We start from the raw sequence: 18,633 nt of genomic DNA, 5'->3' as shown, positions 1-18,633 counted from the left end.
TCTAAAACCTGTTAGGTCATTAATAATCAAGCTTAAATGCAAAATAGAAGTCCTTTTGTAAAGTTTTTAATAGTCATCATCTACGGTGCTTTTTTCGTTGTTTCGGCTCAGGAAATAAAAAAGAAAGAACTCTATATTCCTAAGAAAGTATGGATGCTGCCTGAGAATAATGACTTTAAAGATTCAAAGAGCGACTACAACTTTGAGTACATGATTACCTCAGAAAATTTTGCAATCTTCTGGCACAAAGATTATGGCAAATGTCCACCGAATAATATAGAAGAAATTGAGCGATTTAATCCTGATAAAATGCTGAGTGAATGTGAACGGATTTATGATGTATTTGTAAACCAGTTAAAATTGGTTCAATCCGGACATTCGCTTATTGACAAGTATAAAATTTTGGTTTTTGTATTTAAAGGTGAAGAAAAAACTGCATTTGGTGGCGGCGATGAAGATAAAATTGGAATTTTTTGGACACCGGCCGTCCGCGTAAATAAAGAACCTTATGGCGTTTTGGCGCATGAATTAGGACACAGTTTTCAATATTTAAGCCATGCCGATACAGGAAAAGGGCCTGACGGTGCCATAATGGAAATGTCGGCGCAATATATGCTTTGGCAGGTTTATTCAGATTGGATGACTTTTGAAAATTATCATTTAGTCGATTATTTAAAAGGGACACATTACGGATTTCTGCATCCGTATAATATGTATCATTCGCCTTATGTAATAGAATATTGGTCGCAAAAACACGGAAAAGATTTCTTTGGAAAACTAATGCGTAATTCTGAAGAAGGTGAAGATGCCGTGATGACCTACAAGCGTTTAAATGCCATTAATCAGGAACAATTTAATGATGAAATGTTTGATGCTTCGAGAAGGTTTATTACCTGGGATTTACAAAGAATCGATTCTGTAGCCAAACCTTATGCAAATAAACATTTTACTAAAATTAATAAATTGAAAGACAATTGGTACAGAGTAGATTCGATAAATTGTCCTCAAAATTATGGTTATAACGGAATAAAACTTACGATTCCTAAAGCGGGAACAAAACTGGAATTAAACTTTAAAGGAATTGCCGGAGCAGATGGTTTTTCAAAAGTAAAAATAGAAAAAGCAGGCTGGCGATATGGTTTTGTAAGTCAGCTTAAAAATGGAAAACGAGTGTACAGCAAAACCTTCAAACAAAACATTGGAAAAGTTTCTTTTAAAGTGCCAAAAGATACCGAGCATTTATGGTTGGTAGTTTTAGGTGCGCCAACAGAACATTGGCAAAGACCAAAAAGATGGGGCGATAATGCTGATAAAACGCCGGACGAACAATGGCCGTATGAATTTCAATTATCAGGAACAACGCTTGCTGATTTGCAATGAAAATTTTAAACACATAGAAACATAGATTTTGTTGCGCTTAAAAAGGCGTTTCACTTGCAACAACAAACATAGTTAATTTCTAAATCATCAATTTTTGTGTCCCCGAAGTTGAAACTTCGGGCTATATTTATCAGCTATGTGTTAGAAACTAGTTTCTTTTTATCTTCTTTTTTAGAGAAAGGTAATCTATGTTTCTATGTGTTTAATTGTCATCTCGAACAGATTAATTAAAACTTCTAAATCATCATTAAAAAATAAAAAAATGAAGCGATTATTACTTTTATTCTTTACAATCTTTTTTTCTGCTGTTCAGGCACAGGAAAGTTCACTAATTAAAATTGAAACCGAAAATTCAGCTTTAGTTTTGAAAGTGGGGAAAAATAAAAAACTGTATCAAACCTATTTTGGCGCAAAGCTAAATAATGGTTCAGAATACGAATTCGTTTCAAAAGAAAACACTAAAAAGTTTGTTATAAATGATGGTAATCCTTTAATCGATCTTCGTCATTCGGCGTATCCGACTTTTGGTACAGACAATTTGTTTGAACCTGCTATTCGCATTACGCACAATGATAAAAATCCCTCATTAGAATTAGAATATCAAAGTCATATTACAAAGAAAATTGATTCTAATATATCAGAAACCAGTATTAAGTTAAAGGATCCTCAATATCCTGTTTATGTTACGCTTTATTACAAAGTATTCAATAAGGAAAATGTAATAGAATCGTGGTCGGAAATACAACATGAGGAGAAAAAAGCCGTAACGCTCTACAATTTTGCATCTTCGGCACTTCATTTAGATGCAGATAAATATTGGCTGACTCAGTTTTATAGTGATGTTGTAGAAGAAATGAGAATGGAAGAAAGTCAGCTTACGCGTGGCAGCAAAGTTATTGATTCACAATTAGGAGTACGAACCAACATGTTTTCTGCACCAAGTTTTTTTCTTTCTTTAGATGCAAAATCGGAAGAAAACACCGGAGAGGTTATTGCGGGTTCGATTGCATGGTCGGGAAATTTCAAATTTACATTTCAGCTTGATAATAACAATGAGTTAAGAGTTATTTCAGGAATCAATGAGTTTGCTTCAGAGTATAGTTTAGAACCAAGGGAAGTATTCAAAACACCTCCTTTTATTTATACTTTCTCTAATAACGGAAAAGGGCAGGCAAGTAGAAATTTGCATAACTGGGCAAGAAAATATGGAATAAAAGATGGGGAGAAACCTCGTTTAACTTTATTGAATAATTGGGAAACTACTTTTTTTGATTTTGATCAGAATAAATTATCCAAAATGTTTGATGATGCCAAAACTTTAGGCGTCGATATGTTCTTGCTGGACGATGGTTGGTTTGGAAATAAATATCCAAGAAGTGGTTCTACATCAGGTTTAGGAGATTGGGAAGCTACGAAAACGAAACTTCCGGATGGCATTGGTTTTCTAATGCAAAAAGCTAAAGAAACAAATGTGAAATTTGGTATTTGGATCGAACCGGAAATGATTAATGAAAAAAGCGAATTGTATGAGAAACATCCGGATTGGGTTTTAAGTCTGCCAAACAGAGAAAAAAGTCTTTATAGAACGCAGTTGGTATTGGATTTAGCAAATCCAAAAGTACAGGATTTTGTTTTTAAGGTTGTAGATGATATTATGCAGACACAATCGGGCGTTGCCTTTTTTAAATGGGATTGTAACCGAATGATGACCAGTGCATATTCGACTTATTTGAAAGACAAACAATCTCATTTGTTCATTGAATACACCAGAGGATTATATAAGGTTTTGGATAAAATAAAGACCAAATATCCAAATTTGCCAATGATGCTCTGTGCCGGAGGCGGAGGAAGAGTTGATTACGGAATGCTGAATTATTTTACTGAGTTTTGGGCAAGCGACAATACAGATCCTTTTGATCGCATTTTTATACAATGGGGTTATTCTAATTTTTATCCTGCATTGGCAGTTTGCAATCATGTAACTTCTATGGGAAAACAATCCATAAAGTTCAGAACAGATGTTGCCATGATGGGAAAACTGGGTTTTGATATTCATGTCGCAGATCTCAAAGAAAACGAGTTGAAATATTGTCAGGAAGCAGTCGCCAATTATAAGCGATTAAGCACCGTAATTGGACAAGGGGATTTGTATCGTTTGGTTTCTCCTTATGAAGATAGCAGGGCAGTATTGATGTACGTTAATGAGGATAAAACAAAATCGGTGCTTTTCTCTTATACACTGCATCCATTAACCGATCCTAATTATGGTTTTGTAAAACTAAACGGATTAGATCCTGCTAAAAAATATCAGGTAAAAGAAATTAATACTATGCCGAATAGTAAAAATACATTTGAAGAATCAGGAACTATTTTTTCCGGTGATTTTTTAATGAAAATTGGATTGAAGACTTCATCATCCAGACAAGAAAGCAGTGTTATTCTTGAAATTACAAATGTTGAATAAGTTGAAACAGATATATTTGGAAATATTAGCCAAACTAGTTTTTAGTTCAAAGCTAAATTTCATAACTAATTAATAAAGATATAGCCTCTCAAAAAGGGGCTATATCTTTATTAATTAGTTCAAAGTTTATTTTGATTTAGCTTTTATTGAAGCATATGATTGTAAAGCAAAAGAACTAATTATGAAAAGCAAAACGGATTTGGGTTTCGAGATTTTTACAGGCCTAGAAAACTTTCCAAAGCTTTTCGAATATCTGCGCGTATGAGCTCTAAAGAATATTGTTTAGTCAAAAAAAGTGCTGCCTGATGTTCTGCAGCAAACATTTTATCAGCTTCACTAGAAGATGTAGAATAAATGATTACAGGAATATTGTTTAAAGCGGGATCCTCTTTTATCTTTTTTAAGAAAACCCTTCCGTCCATTATGGGCATATTAAGATCTAAAAAGATCAAATCTGGTTTAACAAATGATTCCGATTGCAATAATGCAAATGCTGCAGCACCGTTTTCGGCCTCACGATAAAAAAATGACGGATGATCAGATAATAATGATTCAGCGAAAATTTCGCGATCATCTGGATCATCATCAATTAAAAAAATGGTTTTCATCTATTGCTGTAAGAGGGAGTAAATATACAATTTTCACATTATATATGTTAAAAACCCTCTATTTTTTCGTGGGTTTCAGGAATTATTATAGTAAAAATTGTTCCTATACCTTCATGAGAGGCCGCATTGATAGTTCCATTGTGGTTTTGCAAAATTTTTCGGCACATAGCAAGGCCAATACCGGTTCCTGCGAATTGGTCATTGCCATGCAAACGCTGGAATATATTAAATATCTGTTCTGCATATTGTTGCGAGAATCCTATACCATTATCCGTAATGCGTATTCTGAAATATTCCACATCATTTTTCAGGCCGTTTTCTTCCTTTTCAGATGGAGACAATTTTTCAGCCATTATGGAAATTTCCGGTGCAATATCCGGTTTGCTGTATTTTAGAGCATTAGAAATTAGATTTCCAAAAAGTTGCGACATCTGAAGCGGTATAGCCTCAATTTGAGGTAATTTTCCAACATGAATAGAAGCATTTTTTTGCTCGATTGTCAGATCAAAATCGGTTAAGATATCAGCCATAATATCGTCAAGGCTGACAAGTTCAAATTTTTGCGAAATATTGGTCAGGCGGGAAAACTGAAGAACATCTTTAATAAGATTTTCCATTCTTCGGGCAGAAGTTGAGATTTTATCCAGATAGAGGCTCACTTTTTGCGGATCTTTATTCAGACTGTTTTTTAGCATATCCGTAAACACACTTATTTTTCGTACTGGTTCTTGTAAGTCGTGTGAAGCGATATAAGCAAATTGCGAAAGTTCACGGTTATTGATTTCCAGTTCGGCATTGGCTGCGTGGAGTTCTGCGGTTCTCTCTTTTACCTTAAATTTTAATTCTTCCTGAAGCTGTCTTTCTTTGGTTACATCCTGTGCAGTGCCACTTATGCCTTCTACAAGACCGTCTTTTGAATACAGTACCTGAGCATTAGCATGAATTATGCGAGGTTGTCCAGTTATCTGATTGACAATAGAAAATTCATAATCATAAAAATTTTCAGTGGAGTTGCTCAACGCCTCATCTAAAGACAGCGCAATTTTTTGTCTGTAAGGCTCGGGAATTAGTTCCAGGAATACATCTCTTTCAGCTGTATTATTTGTAACACCAAGCCAATTTTTGAAACGATCCGAACAAGTTATCGTATTATTATGAGCGTCAAGTTGCCAGGTCGCAAGTTCAGCTAATTCAACAGCACCAGAGAGCGCTATTCTAGCTTCTTCAAGTTTTACAGATGAAGTGACCTGCTTAGTAACATCGATGGCGATATCCATTACGCCGTAAATTTTTCCGTTTGAATCTCTGATTGGAGTGTATGTAAATTCGAAATAATAAGTGCTTACGACGTCGTTTATTTTTAGTTCTGCTGGCACGGCATGACCATAATAGGTTTCGCCGGTGCGATAAACTTCCTGTAGAATTTCGAGAAAAGATTGTCCTCTCAATTCTGGAACAGCATCTTCTAAAGCGTATCCAATTACTGATCTGTCTTTTCCCCAATAGCCAATCATAATATCATTGGCAATTTCAATTTTCATATCATCGCCTGTAAAGAGACATATTCCTACCGGCGATTGCTCAATCATGGAGGTCACCTGATGCTGAATTTCTGTAACGGCTTTGCGACCCGAAATTATTTCATCAATATCCATGCAAAAACCTGCATATCCGCCATATTGGCCATCTGCTTCATAGAAAGGATCACCGGCAGCTCTGCACCAAACCATTTCTCCATTGTTTTTTCTGGCACGAAAGAGCACATCAAAATGCCCTTTTCTGGCAATTGCTTCTAAGTAAGCATCCTTTGTTTGTTGTAAATCTTCAGGGACAATTACTGTCGACCAATTGCCTGCAAGTAGTTCTTCATATGGCAGACCTGTAAAATCAATAAGTGTTTTATTGAAATAATTAAGAATACCTTCTTTATTAGAAAGCCATAATCCGGTTGGCGAACTGTCAGTAACATTCTGGAAAAGGCGGTCAGCTTCAAGTTTACTTTTCTCGAGTCTTGATTCAGCTTGTTGTAACGCCAGTCGACTATTTTCTGGTTCGCTAATATCTACTACTGTTCCTGAAAATGCGGCTGCTTTTCCTTTGGCATTAAATATTCGTGAAGCCGAAACGGCAATGCGATGAATACTGCCATCATCCCAAATTACTCGCGGTGTATAATAAAAAGTACCGCTTTCAATTCCGTTTTGAATAGCATCTGCTCTTAGGTGCAAATCATCAGGATGTACGTATTTTAAAAAATCTTTTCTCTTTAAATCAGTTTTTTTACTTCCGGTAAGTAGTACACTAAATTCCGGTGAATAATCTATGCTATTGTCCGTGTAATCAACATTAAAAAGCCCTAGACCCATACTTTTGATAGTAAGATCTGTGAGCTGTCTTGATTTGTGAAGTTCTTCAGTAGCTTTTTTATGTTCAGTAATATCCTGAAGTGTTCCGTTAAAACGATACGCTGTCTGGTTCTCATCAAACCATGCTTTTCCTAGTGCATGAACGGTTCTGCTAGACTTGCTTTGAGGATCGATGATATCATATTCGATATCGTATTTGCCTCCGGATTCGTAACGAAGTGCTGTAGAGATCGAGTCTATAACACGTTGTCTGTCTAATTCTGATATTGCGGCTAATGCATCATCTAAAAGAATTTCATCACCGCATTTTAGGCCAAACCAATTTTTAAGCCTGTCATTGGCTGAAAACCTACCGGTTTTTGGATTTAGATCAAAGGTTCCAAATTCAGCGGCATTAATTGCAAACTCAAGTTCGTCCTTATTTTGTTCCAGTTTTTGATTGTAATGTACCTTTTCTGTGGTTTCTGTACAAACAACCAATACGCCTTTTATCTCACGGTTATCGTCCCTCACCGGACTGTAGCTAAAGGTCCAGTATACATCTTCAAGCGCACCATTTCTGTAAATAGGAAGCAACAAATCATCGTACCAAATACTTTCTCCCGTGGTTAATACTTTAGTAATTAATGGATGAATAAAATACCATATTTCCTGCCAGCTGTCAATAGCTTTTCCTCCCATGGCTTTTGGATGTTTTCCATCATTACCCAAACTTGGCCGATACGAATCATTATAAAACTGAATAAGATCATCACCCCACCAAAGAAACATTGGAAATTTGGATGAAAGCAGTGTTGCCAAAGTATTTTTTAGATTTTCGGGCCACGTTTCTGGAGTTCCCAACGAGTGGTTGCTCCAGTCTATATTTTGGATAATCTGGGCTGATTCTCCTCCATTTTGAAGGAAATAATAGTCGGAAACAAGATTGTTGTTGTTCAAATTGAGGATTTTGGCATGATTGCATCTAATGGATTTGCCACTGATGATTTGAAGTAAAAATATATAATTTTCAGTAAAAAAAAATTATGTTTTTAGGTTGCTGTTGTTCAAACCTTATTTTCGAAGCTAGTTTGTTAAGTGTCTTCGATTAGTCAACTTTAAATCCATCATCTGAAAAAGTTTCTGGTTCAATAGTCTCTTCTTCCCAGTCATTTTCATCATATTCAGCTTCGAAATCTTCCTCAAGATCTTGATCTAAATCATCATTAATAGGAATAAAATGCCTTTTGGTAGAAATTGAAGAAGATAATGTGCCTTGTAAGTACGCATCATAATTCAGCAGCAGTTGCTCTTCATATGAAGTTGCGTTATCAGTTGATTTCCGCATTGGATAATGATTGTTTTTTGAGTTCATGGCGAGGGATTTTGTTAGGAGTTTGTAAGGTGTTGTTATTTAGGGTTTTAAAATTACAATTTTCACCAGATTAAGTTTTACATAATTTTTTTAAGTCATTGTTAAATTTCCACTTTCAGTAGCTGTTTTTAACATTTACAGGGCTCAAAGTCAGAATTAAAATAATTATATTTGAAAATTGAAAATATAATCTTCTAACCAACAAATCTTTAGCAGTGGAGAAAGCAATACATCTTAAAGTGAGAAAAGATTTGGACCCGCGCCAGCAGCTCACGGTAATTAAATTAAAAGGAAGCCTGATCTCTAAAGGATACACAGAAATTATCCATATTTTAGATCAGGACGAAGAGTTTCATATTAACACTTTTGAAACTGAAAAAGAGCAAAGAGGTGAAGTGCAACAATACATTGAAGCCTTTATCAGCGCAGAAAACTTGTCTGATACAATTTCATTCCAATAAAAAGGAAGCAATTGTTAAGAGGTTTTTTTATCAAATTCCTTACATCTGCAGAATCAGCTGCAGAAATTAAAAAGTAAAAATAAAGACAAACGAGTTAAATTAAAGTATTTTAACTCGTTTGTTTTTGTTTTTTAAGATGATTATATAAGTTTTTTATAATTGTTAATTATCTGTAGATTAGTTTGTTATAGCTTTATTGTAAAGCTTGTATCATGTTTTTTGAAAATATTTAATTTAATACTTGACTAAATCAATAGAATTAGTATATATTTGCATTGTTCAAAATTTATATAATGATACTTATCCAGAAAGACTGAGGGAATTGGCCCAATGAAGTCTTAGCAACCTGTTGCCGAATAAGGTGCTAAATCCTTCCCGTTTTGTGGGACAGATAAGAAACAAGATTGCTAAAATCGGATAAGATCATCAATGTTAAATCTTTACTTTTTTAAAATGAAAACAGATTCAGTTTTATACGCCGGTTATGAACTTTTAAATTCAATTTTCGAAGAAAACAGTTTTGCTTTCTTTCGAATGTGAAGCCGTAATTTCTCTCCTCAATTTTCTTATAAATGCTATTGCTATTGACTTCTGACATTGGCCAGACATTCTCTTATATAATCTTAAAACTCAAAATAAAATGAAAAAAATACTATTAGGTTTTGCTCTATTTCTTGGAATATTCCAAACACAGGCGCAGGAAAATAATTTGCAATTAAAAGGTACTGTTGTCGATACCGTTGCACAATATGTTTACCTGCAAAAGTTTCACAATAAGATGTTTACCACGATTGATTCGGTAAAAGTAAAAGACGGAAGTTTTAGTTTTAAAACTAAAGTTAAAACGCCGGAATTGTATGGTTTAAGCGTTAATACAGCAGATTCGCCATTGTATATTTTTCTGGAAAAAGGGCCAATTACAGTTAAATTAAGTCCGAAAAAATATTATACGAATTCAGTTGTTGAAGGTTCTACTGCTCAGGATTTGTTTGAAACGTATAAAAAAACAAAAGACGTTGAAATCAGTAAATTCATTACAGAACATCCGGCATCGATTGTTTCGGCTTATGTTTTATACAGAAACTGGTCGTATCGTTTAACTCCGGAACAAATCACGCAAAATATTGCTTTGCTAGATAAAAGCCAACAAAGTACCACTTACGTGAAAGAATTAAAAGAACTGGCAATTGTGCTTGATGGATTAGCAGTCGGAAAAAAAGCGCCTGATTTTACAGCAAATAATCCTGAGGGAAAACCAATTCGTTTTTCTGAAAATCTTAAAGGCTACACCTTAGTTGATTTCTGGGCTTCTTGGTGTGGTCCATGCCGAAGAGAAAATCCAAATATTGTGGCGGCTTACAAAGAATTTCACGATAAAGGATTTAATATAATTGCGATTTCATTAGACAAAAAGAAAGAAAACTGGATCAAAGGTATTCAGGATGATAATCTAACATGGACTCATGTTTCCGATTTGCTTTTCTGGAACAGTGCTGTAGCTAAATTATATGGTGTTAGAGCAATTCCGGCCAATTATTTAGTGGATTCCAAAGGAATTATTGTTGCCAAAAATCTTCATGGAGAAGAGTTGCAATCGACATTGAAATCGCTTTTGGAAAGTAAAATTTAATAAAGAAAATACACAATCTTGTCATTCCGAGGAACGAGGAATCACACTAGAGAATCCATATAGAAGCTCGTCAATCTTTGTCGAGTTACGCGTGAGATTCCTCGTTCCTCGGAATGACAATATTGCGAAATTCAATTTATAATACAATTTGTTAATTTAAAAATGATAGGGAAATGAATGCTATTGAACCAACAACAAAACCAACAGAATCTGAGTGTTACTTTTCTAAATTTAGAGAAAATACAGTAGGAATAGATCATACTTTCGAATCGGTTTATGGGGAACGAAATCTGTTGTATGCAGATTGGGTTGCCAGCGGAAGATTATACGCGCCGATTGAAGATGTTATGCTAAACAAAATTGGTCCGATGATTGCCAATACGCATTCACTTTCTAGTCAGACAGGAAAGACTTCGACTTACGCATATCAATATGCCAGAGATATAATTAAAAAATTGGTTAATGCCAATGATTCTGATGTTTTAGTGACAACTGGCACAGGAATGACAGCAGCATTATCAAAATTGCAGCGTATTATAGGTTTGAGAAAAATTTATGAAGATGAAAAAGATCGGCCAGTTGTTTTTATTACACATATGGAACATCATTCGAATCAGGTTCCGTGGTATGAAATTAATGCTGATGTGGTAATTCTTCCTGCTGATGAAGACAATTTAGTTGATCCCAATATTCTTTCGCAAGAGATAAAAAAATACGCAGATAGAAGTCTGAAAATCGGTTCGTTTACAGCTTGTTCAAATGTAACAGGAATTATTACGCCTTATCACGATTTGGCTAAAATCATGCATCAAAATGGAGGATTGTGTTTTGTTGATTTTGCTGCTTCGGCACCTTATGTAAAAATTGACATGCATCCAAAAGATCCGGAAGAACAATTAGATGCTATTTTCTTTTCTCCGCATAAATTTTTGGGAGGGCCCGGAACCTGCGGTGTTTTGGTTTTTAATGAAAAATTATATCAATCTGATTTTCCTGATAACCCGGGCGGTGGAAATGTAAAATGGACCAATCCGTCAGGAAATTATTGTTACAGTGATGTAATAGAAGTAAGAGAAGATGGAGGAACACCCGGATTTTTGCAGGTAATTAGAGCTGCATTGGCTTTAGAATTAAAAGAAAAAATGGGAGTCGAGCGAATCGCAAAGAGAGAAAAAGAGCTTTTAAATCTTTGTTTTTCGAAACTCCAAAAGATACAAGGTTTGTCTATTTTAGGAGATTTACAAACCAAACGTATTGGCTGTGTTTCTTTTGTGATTGAAGATATTCATTACAATTTAATTGTTAGACTTTTAAACGATCGTTTTGGTATTCAGGTTCGTGGCGGATGGTCTTGTGCAAGTACGTATGCGCATTATTTGTTCAATATTGATGAGAAAAGATCCAGAGCAATTACAAATGAGTTGTTGCAGAAAAATCAGACCAATAAGCCGGGCTGGGTGCGCTTGTCACTTCATCCAATAACTACAGATGAAGAACTTTTGTTTATCTGTAATGCAATTGAGCAAGTAGCATTGAATTACAAAAAATGGAAGAAAGATTACGTCTATAATCCTGCAACAAATGAATTTGAAAATCCTGGAATTACAGATACAATCGCAAGAGAAGTTAATGAATGGTTTGAATTGGAGTAAGCATGACTTATGAATGTTTTATTTTTTGATTTGTGAGAATACATAAAACATTTCAGCTCCTATTTGTAGGCTGCGTTTCAAATAGGTTTCTTTCTGTTGTGGTGTTCCGTCAGAAATTTTTGGATCTTCAAAAGTAATCGGAATTCTTTTCTCGGCACCGGCAATAAACGGACAACCGCCGTCAGCCTGTGAACAGGTCATTATTGCTGCAAATTCGTTTCTAGGGTTAAAATCATCATCATATGTTTTAGAAAAACCAATTATAGGATGTTGATTTGCTGAAAATTTAATTGAATAGACCGGATTTGAACCTTCTGAAATAGCTTTGATCCTAAATCCGGAATCCTTCAAAGTTTCGGCTGCCATCGGGAACAATGCCGTAGCCTCGGTTCCTCCTGAATAACATGTTACATTTTTTACATCATAATAGGTAGCTGCAGTCTGTGCCCAAACCTGTGATAAATGACTTCTTCTGGAATTGTGTGTGCAAATTAAGTTTAATCTGATTTCCAGCTCATTGTCAACTTTGTTTTGGATATAGTCTATCAATGGCTGAAGAACATTTTTGCGACCTGCAGAGATCTGATCAAAATCAAATGAATTAATAGTAGTTTCAATTTCTGAATATAACATAGTTTTTTGGTCGTATTAGTTTTTTAATATTTACTGATTAGCAACATCCTCCGCCTGGCGTGCAGGAATTAGCAGCATCAGCATTTAATTGTGATAATTTTATTTTAGGTTTATCTGATGGGATTCCGCATTGATCTTGTGCAAGACAGGCAGTTTTCTTATTTAGTAAAGTGAAATTTTTGCCATTAAAATCTAAATCATATTTACCGATAGTGGTGTCCTGATATTCCACTTCAATTTCATGATCTTCAATTCCTAATACTTTTTCTGAAAGTTCAATGATATGAATTAGTTTTTGTGGTTTAAGTCGGTGCTCATAATCATTAGCATCCCAAAGCTGGAAGTTTACAACAGTTTCTTTTCTTACGGTTCCTCCGCAGTCAATGAAGTTTTTCGTAATCAGACCTACTTCGGTTACGTGAAAATATTCCGGAACAAAATTTCCGTTTGGAAGTTCAAAATTTACAGCTTCTATGGTTTTTAGTACTTCTTTAATTTCTGAAAGTTTCATAATTTTTTATATTTCGTTAAACTATATTTTTATTCAACAATAATCTCTAAACGATAAGTGTGCTTCTTCTTTCAAGCAATGCAGTATCTCTCCAGATACCATTTTGCTTTCCAATTTTTTCCCTTATTCCCAGTATTCTGAATCCCGCTTTTTCATGAATCCGCAGACTTGCTATATTCTCGGGAAAGATTCCAGCCTGGAGCGTCCAGATACCTTCAGTTTCGCTTTGCTTAACAAGTTCATTTAAAAGTTCGAGGCCGACTCCTTTTCCTGAATGTTCCGGATCAACATACACACTCACTTCTGCAACTCCTGCATAAACGCATCGCGAAGAAACGGGAGTAAGAGCAGCCCAGCCAATTATTTTGCCATCATCTTCCATTACTATTCTGCAGGATGCAAGATGCGATTGATTCCAGTCGTCCCATGATGGAGTGCTGTTTTGAAAAGTTGCATTGCCGGTTTGTATTCCCTTTTTGTAGATTAATTCAACAAGTTGCCAGTCTTCGGCTAGTAGTTTTCTGATTTCCATAATCTTTTAATTTAGCAGCATTCGTTTTTCTTTTTTGCAAGATGAGCTGATATATGCTCAAAGAAACCTTTTATCTTTTCCAATCCAGGTTCATTGATGCAATAGCAGATCGAATTTCCTTCGATGCTTCCCTTGATTAAGCCGGCATTTTTTAATTCTTTAAGATGCTGAGAAACAGTAGGCTGAGAAAGAGGAAGTTCGTTTACAATATCTCCGCAGATGCAAGCATCTACTTTCAATAAATATTCTATAATAGCAATTCGCGCCGGATGTCCTATTGCTTTTGCTAAAACAGCCAATTCATTTTGGCTTTCTGTAAAGTGATCTGTTTTTGTTGCGCCCATCGGTTTATTTTTATATTGCAATATTACGATATAAAATTCTAAATTGAAAAAAAATGCTGCTTTTTTTATAATAAAAGGAAATTGGTTTGATAAATTTTTAAAAGAGGTTCAGCCGATTGTTTTAAAAAATGTGATGAAAAATAATTTGCAAATACTACCAAAAAGAAAAAAATCAGCCTTTCTATTGAGATGTGCTACTTTCAAAACTTTGTTTCAAGTTATAAAATGAAACCTAATTTGAGTTCTGGAACAATTTAAAATTGATTGAGTGGTATAACTTTGATAATCTTTTGAAGTTTAATCCTCTAAATCAAACTAAATGAAAAAAATATCAGTTTATATCTGTCTTGTTCTTTTTGTTTTTACGAGTTGTAAGAAAGAAACAGAAACTGCAAAAAATACCGCTGATTCGGCTGAAATAGTTTCAGATTATGAATTTGTAGGCGGTTATCCAACCGAAGCAACTATTAAAAAAGCTTATGATGATGCCGACTTGACTCGTGCCATACAGGCTTATAAATTTTTCTATCCGACAGTTTCGGGAGAAGGCTTGGTGAAAGGAAATGACAGTATTAAAATTATTCCAAATAAATCGTTTGGAACTTTAGATACTAAGCCGGGACAAATTGGTTTTACACTAAATTCAGATACGCCTTATGGGCCAATTCCAATTGATTTATCAAAAGGACCAATGGTTATAGATGTTCCAAAAGGACCACTTATTGTGGTAGCAATGGATGTCAATCAGCGTTGGGTTGCCGATATGGGAATTCCGGGACCTGATGCAGGCAACGGTGGAAAACATTTGTTATTACCGCCTGCATACAAAGGCGTAGTTCCAGCTTCGGGTTATTATGTCTGGAAGTCCTCTTCTAATAATTTGACGGTGGGAATACGTTCACTTCCTGTTGGCGGCGATGTAAATGCTGCTATAACCCGTATAAAAACGGTTAAAGTTTATCCGTTAAACAAACCGGCAAATTGGACCGAACCAAATTGGCTTGATCTTACCGATAAACCTCAAAACACTACACCAATTGGCTGGGAAAAAAACATCAAATATTGGGAAAATTTAAACGATGTTATTCAGCGTGAGCCAACTTTTGAAGGTTATAGAAACTACTATGGAGAACTTGCAGTACTTGGAATTAAAAAAGGGCAGCCTTTTAAACCAGATGCAAGGTTAAAAGCAATACTTGAAAAAGCGGCTGTAATAGCTAATGCACAAATGCGTGTTCAGTCGTTTGCTGACCGTCGTCCTGATCGTGTTGTTTGGAAAGATCGTCAGTGGGAGTGGGTTGGACTCAGATTTGAAGATGGTGATTTCAATACTCCGGATTATGTTGATCTTGATGCTCGTGAAACCTGGTTTTATCAGGCGATTGGGGCTTCTCCGTCCATGTTTAGAAGAAAAGAAGGCGGAGGTTCTTTATATTGGCTTGGACTTAAAGACAATACAGGTAAATATGTTGATGGAAGTAAAACGTACAAATTAACGATACCAACACCTGTTCCTGCCAAATTATTCTGGTCGGTTACAATCTATGACGCGAAAACGAGAAGTCAGGTTATAACAGATCAAAACAAAGCCGCACTCCGTTCTTTGTTTGAATTAAAAGATAAAATAGGTGGCCAAACTATCGATTTGTATTTTGGGCCAAAAGCACCAGCCGGAAAAGAAGGACAATGGATTAAAACGATTCCAAATGTAGGTTGGTTTGCCTATTTTAGAATTTACGGCCCAGAAGGAGGTGCATTTAACGGAACCTGGAAACCTGGAGATTTTGAAGAAGTTAAATAATTATGTTCCTACAATGAAACAAATTGTAGACTTATAATATTTTTATTTTGTGAGATTGAAACACAATTTAGATCGTTTTGTCGTCTACTACTAATCATAATCTTAAAACTTTAGAACTATGGCACTGCCTGACGAACTATATAATGTAAAATTTGCAGAGCATTTTGAATCCATAAAAAAGATGTATCTGCAAGATGACAGATTCAAAGTTATCTGTGATAATTATTGCGAAAGCATTGCAAATGCCCAAATTTACAAGAGAAAATTTGAGAGTAATTTCCAGAAGAATCAGGATTTTGAAAATCTGGCAGTAGAATTAGAGGAAGAAATACGATTTTACATTATTAGGAAAGGCTTGTAGCTTGATACAATAAATTAAAAAAAGCTTGTTGAAAATTTTTCAGCAAGCTTTTTTTTTTCATGATATCGGTTTTATTTCTTCTAAATAGTATTGTTCATCAGGAAGATTCAAACTGTATTGACTTGCACTATTTTTTTTGTTTTTTTCTAGTAAAATGTACTTAAATACTCTTTCATTCTTAATAAGGTCAAGTGCTTTTTTTGTAGGATTTTCATCTTTCTGAGCAGGACAATCTGCCGGTAGAAGGGCTTGTGTTTTTTGCTTCTTTCGATACAAAATACGACACTATTTTTCTTGTACTGGCAATAAATTTTTATCGTGATAAAAGGATGTTTTTTTGGAGTTAAAAGTCAAAAAAATACACTCTTATTCAGTGTTAATCCCAGAAAATTTATCGCATTATTTTTCTTACTTTTTGCAATTTTAATATATTTCATAAAAAAGAGCAGAAATGGGTTGAGATATCAATTTTAATGTGCTCGTACACATAAATTTAATGTGCACGAGCACATTTTTTTCGATTTTTGTTTTTTATGTTAAAAAAAAAATATAGTTTAGTCAAATAATTGTAAAAAATGATGTCTAATTCGTAGGTTATTAATGATAAAGATATTATTTGTTTACTATTCCATTCTGATTTAAGTTTTTTTTATGAATTGGATAAGTGGAGTATTAACACTGTTTAAAGTATTTTTTGAAATTGTAGAATAGTGGTCTTAAAACAAGCATTTTTTAATTTAAACAGAAGATTCTTAAAGAGTTAATTGAGCAAAACAAATTAAGATTTGTTTTTAGTATAAAGTAATAAAAAATATAGAAATACATGAAGTTAACATTAATGATGGTTGAATTAAAACTTAAAACAATACAGAATCAAGGCAATTTTAAAAAAGAAGCATGGAAGAATTAATTCAAACAGTCTTTAACGATTTTTATCCGGGCAAAACGATCCTTACTTATTCTGCCATCGATTTTGGTCTAATCAATAGTACTTACAAAATTGAGACTGCTGATGGGGATTATATTTTGCAAAAAATGAATCAGGTTGTGTTTCCAAATATAAAATCATTACTGAACAATAAGATAAAAACCAGTTGGTATTTGAACGCAAACGGATTTCCTACTTTGAAATTTATTGCAAACAAAGAAGGCCATTTTTATTCGCAGCAAGGTCAAACAATTTGGCAGCTATCGACTTATATTCCTTCAGTGGTTTTGGATCGAATTGATTCGAATATAGTAGCAAGTCAGGTTGGGGCTTATCTTGGTAAGTTTCATAAAGCATTACTCAATTTTCCTATTTCGGAATTAGAATACACAATTCCGGATTTTCATAATACCATAAAAAGATTTTCTGATTTTGAAGAAAGTTTAAAAAATGCTTCTTCAGAAAGATTATTAAAAGCTAAAGAATCGATATTGTTTTTAGAATCTAATTTTAAAACGATCGAAGGAGTTGCAAGCGATATAAATGCACAAAAAATACCATTAAGAGTGGTTCACAATGACACAAAAATTGGGAATATGCTTTTTGATAAAAACAATAATATCCTTTGTATCATCGATTTTGATACGGTGATGCCAGGAAGTATTTTTCATGACGTAGGTGATGCCTTAAGATCTGGAGCGAATACCTCTACTGAGGAAGAAAAAGACCTGTCAAAAGTATGCTTTGACGTAGAAATTTACGAAGCTTTTATGAAGGCTTATGTAAATGAAGCATCTTGTTTTATGTCTGAAGAAGAGGCAAAAAATATTCATTTGAGCTTACCATTAATTCTTTTCGAACAAGCTTGCCGTTTCTTGGGAGATTACTTAAACAATGATAGTTATTACAATACAACATACGAAGATCAAAATTTAGTAAGAGCAAAAACGCAGATTAAGCTTATGGATAGTGTACTGTCATATCTGCAAACAAAAAAACAGCTCATTTTCTAGTGCTACTTTATTTTTTGAACAGAAAATGAGACAGATTTAAAGTGAAAATTATACCTAAAATTAATGGAATTGCCCGCTAAAATTAAATAGTTTCATATGAAGAAAAGTCTTGTTGCCTTATTTTTATTCTTTTCGTTAGCAGTAAATGCCAATGAAAAAGTGGAGTCTGCTTTTGCTATTCCGGATAGTATTTTTCTTTTAGTTAAGAAATACGTTCAGGTGAATTGTGGTGAAATGCAAACCTTACAGCTATATAAATACTGGTTGCAAGAAGAATCAAATGAGATTGAAATATTTGATCAAAAAAAGGAAAAAAAGCAAAACTTTTTTCAGATTCAACTTCCATTATTAGATCATCTGATACCCGAAAAGGGTAAGCCAAAGTAATAGGTAGATTTATAGGGAAAAAATAGGACTATAAAAGCATTTTTTAAAACGTTCCTAAATTCCTAATAAACCCAAAGCACAATTATTTTTTAATGCCTGATAGTAAGAAAATTAAGCTGTTTTCAGTTTGATAATGGCCTTTCTTATGCCTTTTTTAAAATAAATAAACAAATTATATCAAGCCATTATGGATCTATTTTGATCCTAA

General features: G+C 34.3%; 16 protein-coding genes and 1 riboswitch. Of the genes, 9 read left to right on the top strand and 7 right to left on the bottom strand.

All coding sequences use genetic code 11. From position 1 onward, the window contains the following. Positions 1-36: 36 nt before the first annotated feature. Together BD847_RS11325 and BD847_RS11320 are read left to right on the top strand one after the other, a co-directional pair. A complete protein-coding gene (locus tag BD847_RS11325; RefSeq protein WP_208641798.1) occupies positions 37-1,380 on the top strand; it encodes a DUF6055 domain-containing protein in 1,344 nt (447 codons plus the stop codon). Between the two features lie 262 nt (positions 1,381-1,642). Continuing rightward, the gene (locus BD847_RS11320) at positions 1,643-3,844 is read left to right on the top strand and encodes an alpha-galactosidase (protein ID WP_115889001.1); all 2,202 of its coding nucleotides are present in this window, start codon (positions 1,643-1,645) and stop codon (positions 3,842-3,844) included. 215 nt (positions 3,845-4,059) lie between these two features. Here BD847_RS11320 and BD847_RS11315 read toward each other — a convergent pair whose 3' ends face one another. The 3 genes from BD847_RS11315 to BD847_RS11305 form a co-directional block, all read right to left on the bottom strand. Beyond that, on the bottom strand, positions 4,060-4,452 hold the full coding sequence (locus BD847_RS11315) for a response regulator (protein WP_115888395.1): 393 nt from the start codon (positions 4,450-4,452) through the stop codon (positions 4,060-4,062). Between the two features lie 47 nt (positions 4,453-4,499). Further along, entirely contained in the window at positions 4,500-7,757 is a 3,258-nt protein-coding gene (locus tag BD847_RS11310; RefSeq protein WP_115888394.1) for a PAS domain S-box protein, read from the bottom strand. 148 nt (positions 7,758-7,905) lie between these two features. Continuing rightward, a complete protein-coding gene (locus BD847_RS11305) occupies positions 7,906-8,172 on the bottom strand; it encodes a hypothetical protein (RefSeq protein WP_115888393.1) in 267 nt (88 codons plus the stop codon). A gap of 215 nt (positions 8,173-8,387) precedes the next feature. Here BD847_RS11305 and BD847_RS11300 point away from each other — a divergent pair, with 215 nt between their 5' ends. The 3 genes from BD847_RS11300 (at position 8,388) to BD847_RS11290 (ending at position 11,915) form a co-directional block, all read left to right on the top strand. Continuing rightward, positions 8,388-8,633 carry a hypothetical protein gene (locus BD847_RS11300; RefSeq protein WP_115888392.1) on the top strand — a complete coding sequence of 82 codons (246 nt, stop codon included), beginning with the start codon at positions 8,388-8,390 and terminating at the stop codon, positions 8,631-8,633. Positions 8,634-8,930: 297 nt separating this feature from the next. Beyond that, a riboswitch (SAM riboswitch) is annotated at positions 8,931-9,031 on the top strand. A 242-nt stretch (positions 9,032-9,273) separates the two neighbouring features. Continuing rightward, on the top strand, positions 9,274-10,263 hold the full coding sequence (locus BD847_RS11295; protein WP_115888391.1) for a TlpA disulfide reductase family protein: 990 nt from the start codon (positions 9,274-9,276) through the stop codon (positions 10,261-10,263). Positions 10,264-10,436: 173 nt separating this feature from the next. Next, positions 10,437-11,915, top strand: a complete 1,479-nt coding sequence (locus BD847_RS11290; protein ID WP_115888390.1) for an aminotransferase class V-fold PLP-dependent enzyme — start codon at positions 10,437-10,439, stop codon at positions 11,913-11,915. A gap of 18 nt (positions 11,916-11,933) precedes the next feature. On the opposite strand, the gene BD847_RS11285 is transcribed toward BD847_RS11290, so the two are convergent. Genes BD847_RS11285 through BD847_RS11270 form a run of 4 tightly spaced genes read right to left on the bottom strand, consistent with a single transcriptional unit; the run spans position 11,934 to position 13,935 of the window. Further along, positions 11,934-12,548, bottom strand: coding sequence for an arsenate-mycothiol transferase ArsC (locus BD847_RS11285; RefSeq protein ID WP_115888389.1), 615 nt, complete (start codon positions 12,546-12,548; stop codon positions 11,934-11,936). A gap of 37 nt (positions 12,549-12,585) precedes the next feature. Then, positions 12,586-13,059 (bottom strand): DUF6428 family protein, encoded by a 474-nt coding sequence (locus BD847_RS11280; protein ID WP_115888388.1) that lies wholly within the window; start codon positions 13,057-13,059, stop codon positions 12,586-12,588. A 46-nt stretch (positions 13,060-13,105) separates the two neighbouring features. Then, entirely contained in the window at positions 13,106-13,591 is a 486-nt protein-coding gene (locus tag BD847_RS11275; protein ID WP_115888387.1) for a GNAT family N-acetyltransferase, read from the bottom strand. Between the two features lie 11 nt (positions 13,592-13,602). Further along, complete coding sequence (locus BD847_RS11270) at positions 13,603-13,935, bottom strand: ArsR/SmtB family transcription factor (RefSeq protein WP_115888386.1); 333 nt, start codon at positions 13,933-13,935, stop codon at positions 13,603-13,605. 319 nt (positions 13,936-14,254) lie between these two features. Here BD847_RS11270 and BD847_RS11260 point away from each other — a divergent pair, with 319 nt between their 5' ends. The 4 genes from BD847_RS11260 (at position 14,255) to BD847_RS11240 (ending at position 18,425) form a co-directional block, all read left to right on the top strand. Next, positions 14,255-15,736 (top strand): DUF1254 domain-containing protein, encoded by a 1,482-nt coding sequence (locus BD847_RS11260; RefSeq protein WP_115888384.1) that lies wholly within the window; start codon positions 14,255-14,257, stop codon positions 15,734-15,736. A 118-nt stretch (positions 15,737-15,854) separates the two neighbouring features. Continuing rightward, positions 15,855-16,097, top strand: coding sequence for a hypothetical protein (locus BD847_RS11255; RefSeq protein ID WP_115888383.1), 243 nt, complete (start codon positions 15,855-15,857; stop codon positions 16,095-16,097). An 897-nt stretch (positions 16,098-16,994) separates the two neighbouring features. Continuing rightward, entirely contained in the window at positions 16,995-18,038 is a 1,044-nt protein-coding gene (locus BD847_RS11245; protein ID WP_115888381.1) for a phosphotransferase enzyme family protein, read from the top strand. A gap of 96 nt (positions 18,039-18,134) precedes the next feature. Then, on the top strand, positions 18,135-18,425 hold the full coding sequence (locus tag BD847_RS11240; protein WP_115888380.1) for a hypothetical protein: 291 nt from the start codon (positions 18,135-18,137) through the stop codon (positions 18,423-18,425). Positions 18,426-18,633: the final 208 nt, after the last annotated feature.

Source organism: Flavobacterium cutihirudinis (assembly GCF_003385895.1).
Taxonomy (GTDB): Bacteria; Bacteroidota; Bacteroidia; order Flavobacteriales; family Flavobacteriaceae; genus Flavobacterium; species Flavobacterium cutihirudinis.
This window is presented reverse-complemented; position numbering and strand designations above follow the sequence as displayed.

Bases quoted from the DNA above. Each gene is read 5' to 3' on its own strand.
- BD847_RS11295 (WP_115888391.1), top strand. From the start codon at position 9,274: ATGAAAAAAATACTATTAGGTTTTGCTCTATTTCTTGGAATATTCCAA.
- BD847_RS11305 (WP_115888393.1), bottom strand. From the start codon at position 8,172: ATGAACTCAAAAAACAATCATTATCCAATGCGGAAATCAACTGATAAC.
- BD847_RS11240 (WP_115888380.1), top strand. From the start codon at position 18,135: ATGAAGAAAAGTCTTGTTGCCTTATTTTTATTCTTTTCGTTAGCAGTA.
- BD847_RS11320 (WP_115889001.1), top strand. From the start codon at position 1,643: ATGAAGCGATTATTACTTTTATTCTTTACAATCTTTTTTTCTGCTGTT.
- BD847_RS11290 (WP_115888390.1), top strand. From the start codon at position 10,437: ATGAATGCTATTGAACCAACAACAAAACCAACAGAATCTGAGTGTTAC.
- BD847_RS11275 (WP_115888387.1), bottom strand. From the start codon at position 13,591: ATGGAAATCAGAAAACTACTAGCCGAAGACTGGCAACTTGTTGAATTA.
- BD847_RS11260 (WP_115888384.1), top strand. From the start codon at position 14,255: ATGAAAAAAATATCAGTTTATATCTGTCTTGTTCTTTTTGTTTTTACG.
- BD847_RS11245 (WP_115888381.1), top strand. From the start codon at position 16,995: ATGGAAGAATTAATTCAAACAGTCTTTAACGATTTTTATCCGGGCAAA.
- BD847_RS11325 (WP_208641798.1), top strand. From the start codon at position 37: ATGCAAAATAGAAGTCCTTTTGTAAAGTTTTTAATAGTCATCATCTAC.
- BD847_RS11280 (WP_115888388.1), bottom strand. From the start codon at position 13,059: ATGAAACTTTCAGAAATTAAAGAAGTACTAAAAACCATAGAAGCTGTA.
- BD847_RS11270 (WP_115888386.1), bottom strand. From the start codon at position 13,935: ATGGGCGCAACAAAAACAGATCACTTTACAGAAAGCCAAAATGAATTG.
- BD847_RS11285 (WP_115888389.1), bottom strand. From the start codon at position 12,548: ATGTTATATTCAGAAATTGAAACTACTATTAATTCATTTGATTTTGAT.
- BD847_RS11255 (WP_115888383.1), top strand. From the start codon at position 15,855: ATGGCACTGCCTGACGAACTATATAATGTAAAATTTGCAGAGCATTTT.
- BD847_RS11315 (WP_115888395.1), bottom strand. From the start codon at position 4,452: ATGAAAACCATTTTTTTAATTGATGATGATCCAGATGATCGCGAAATT.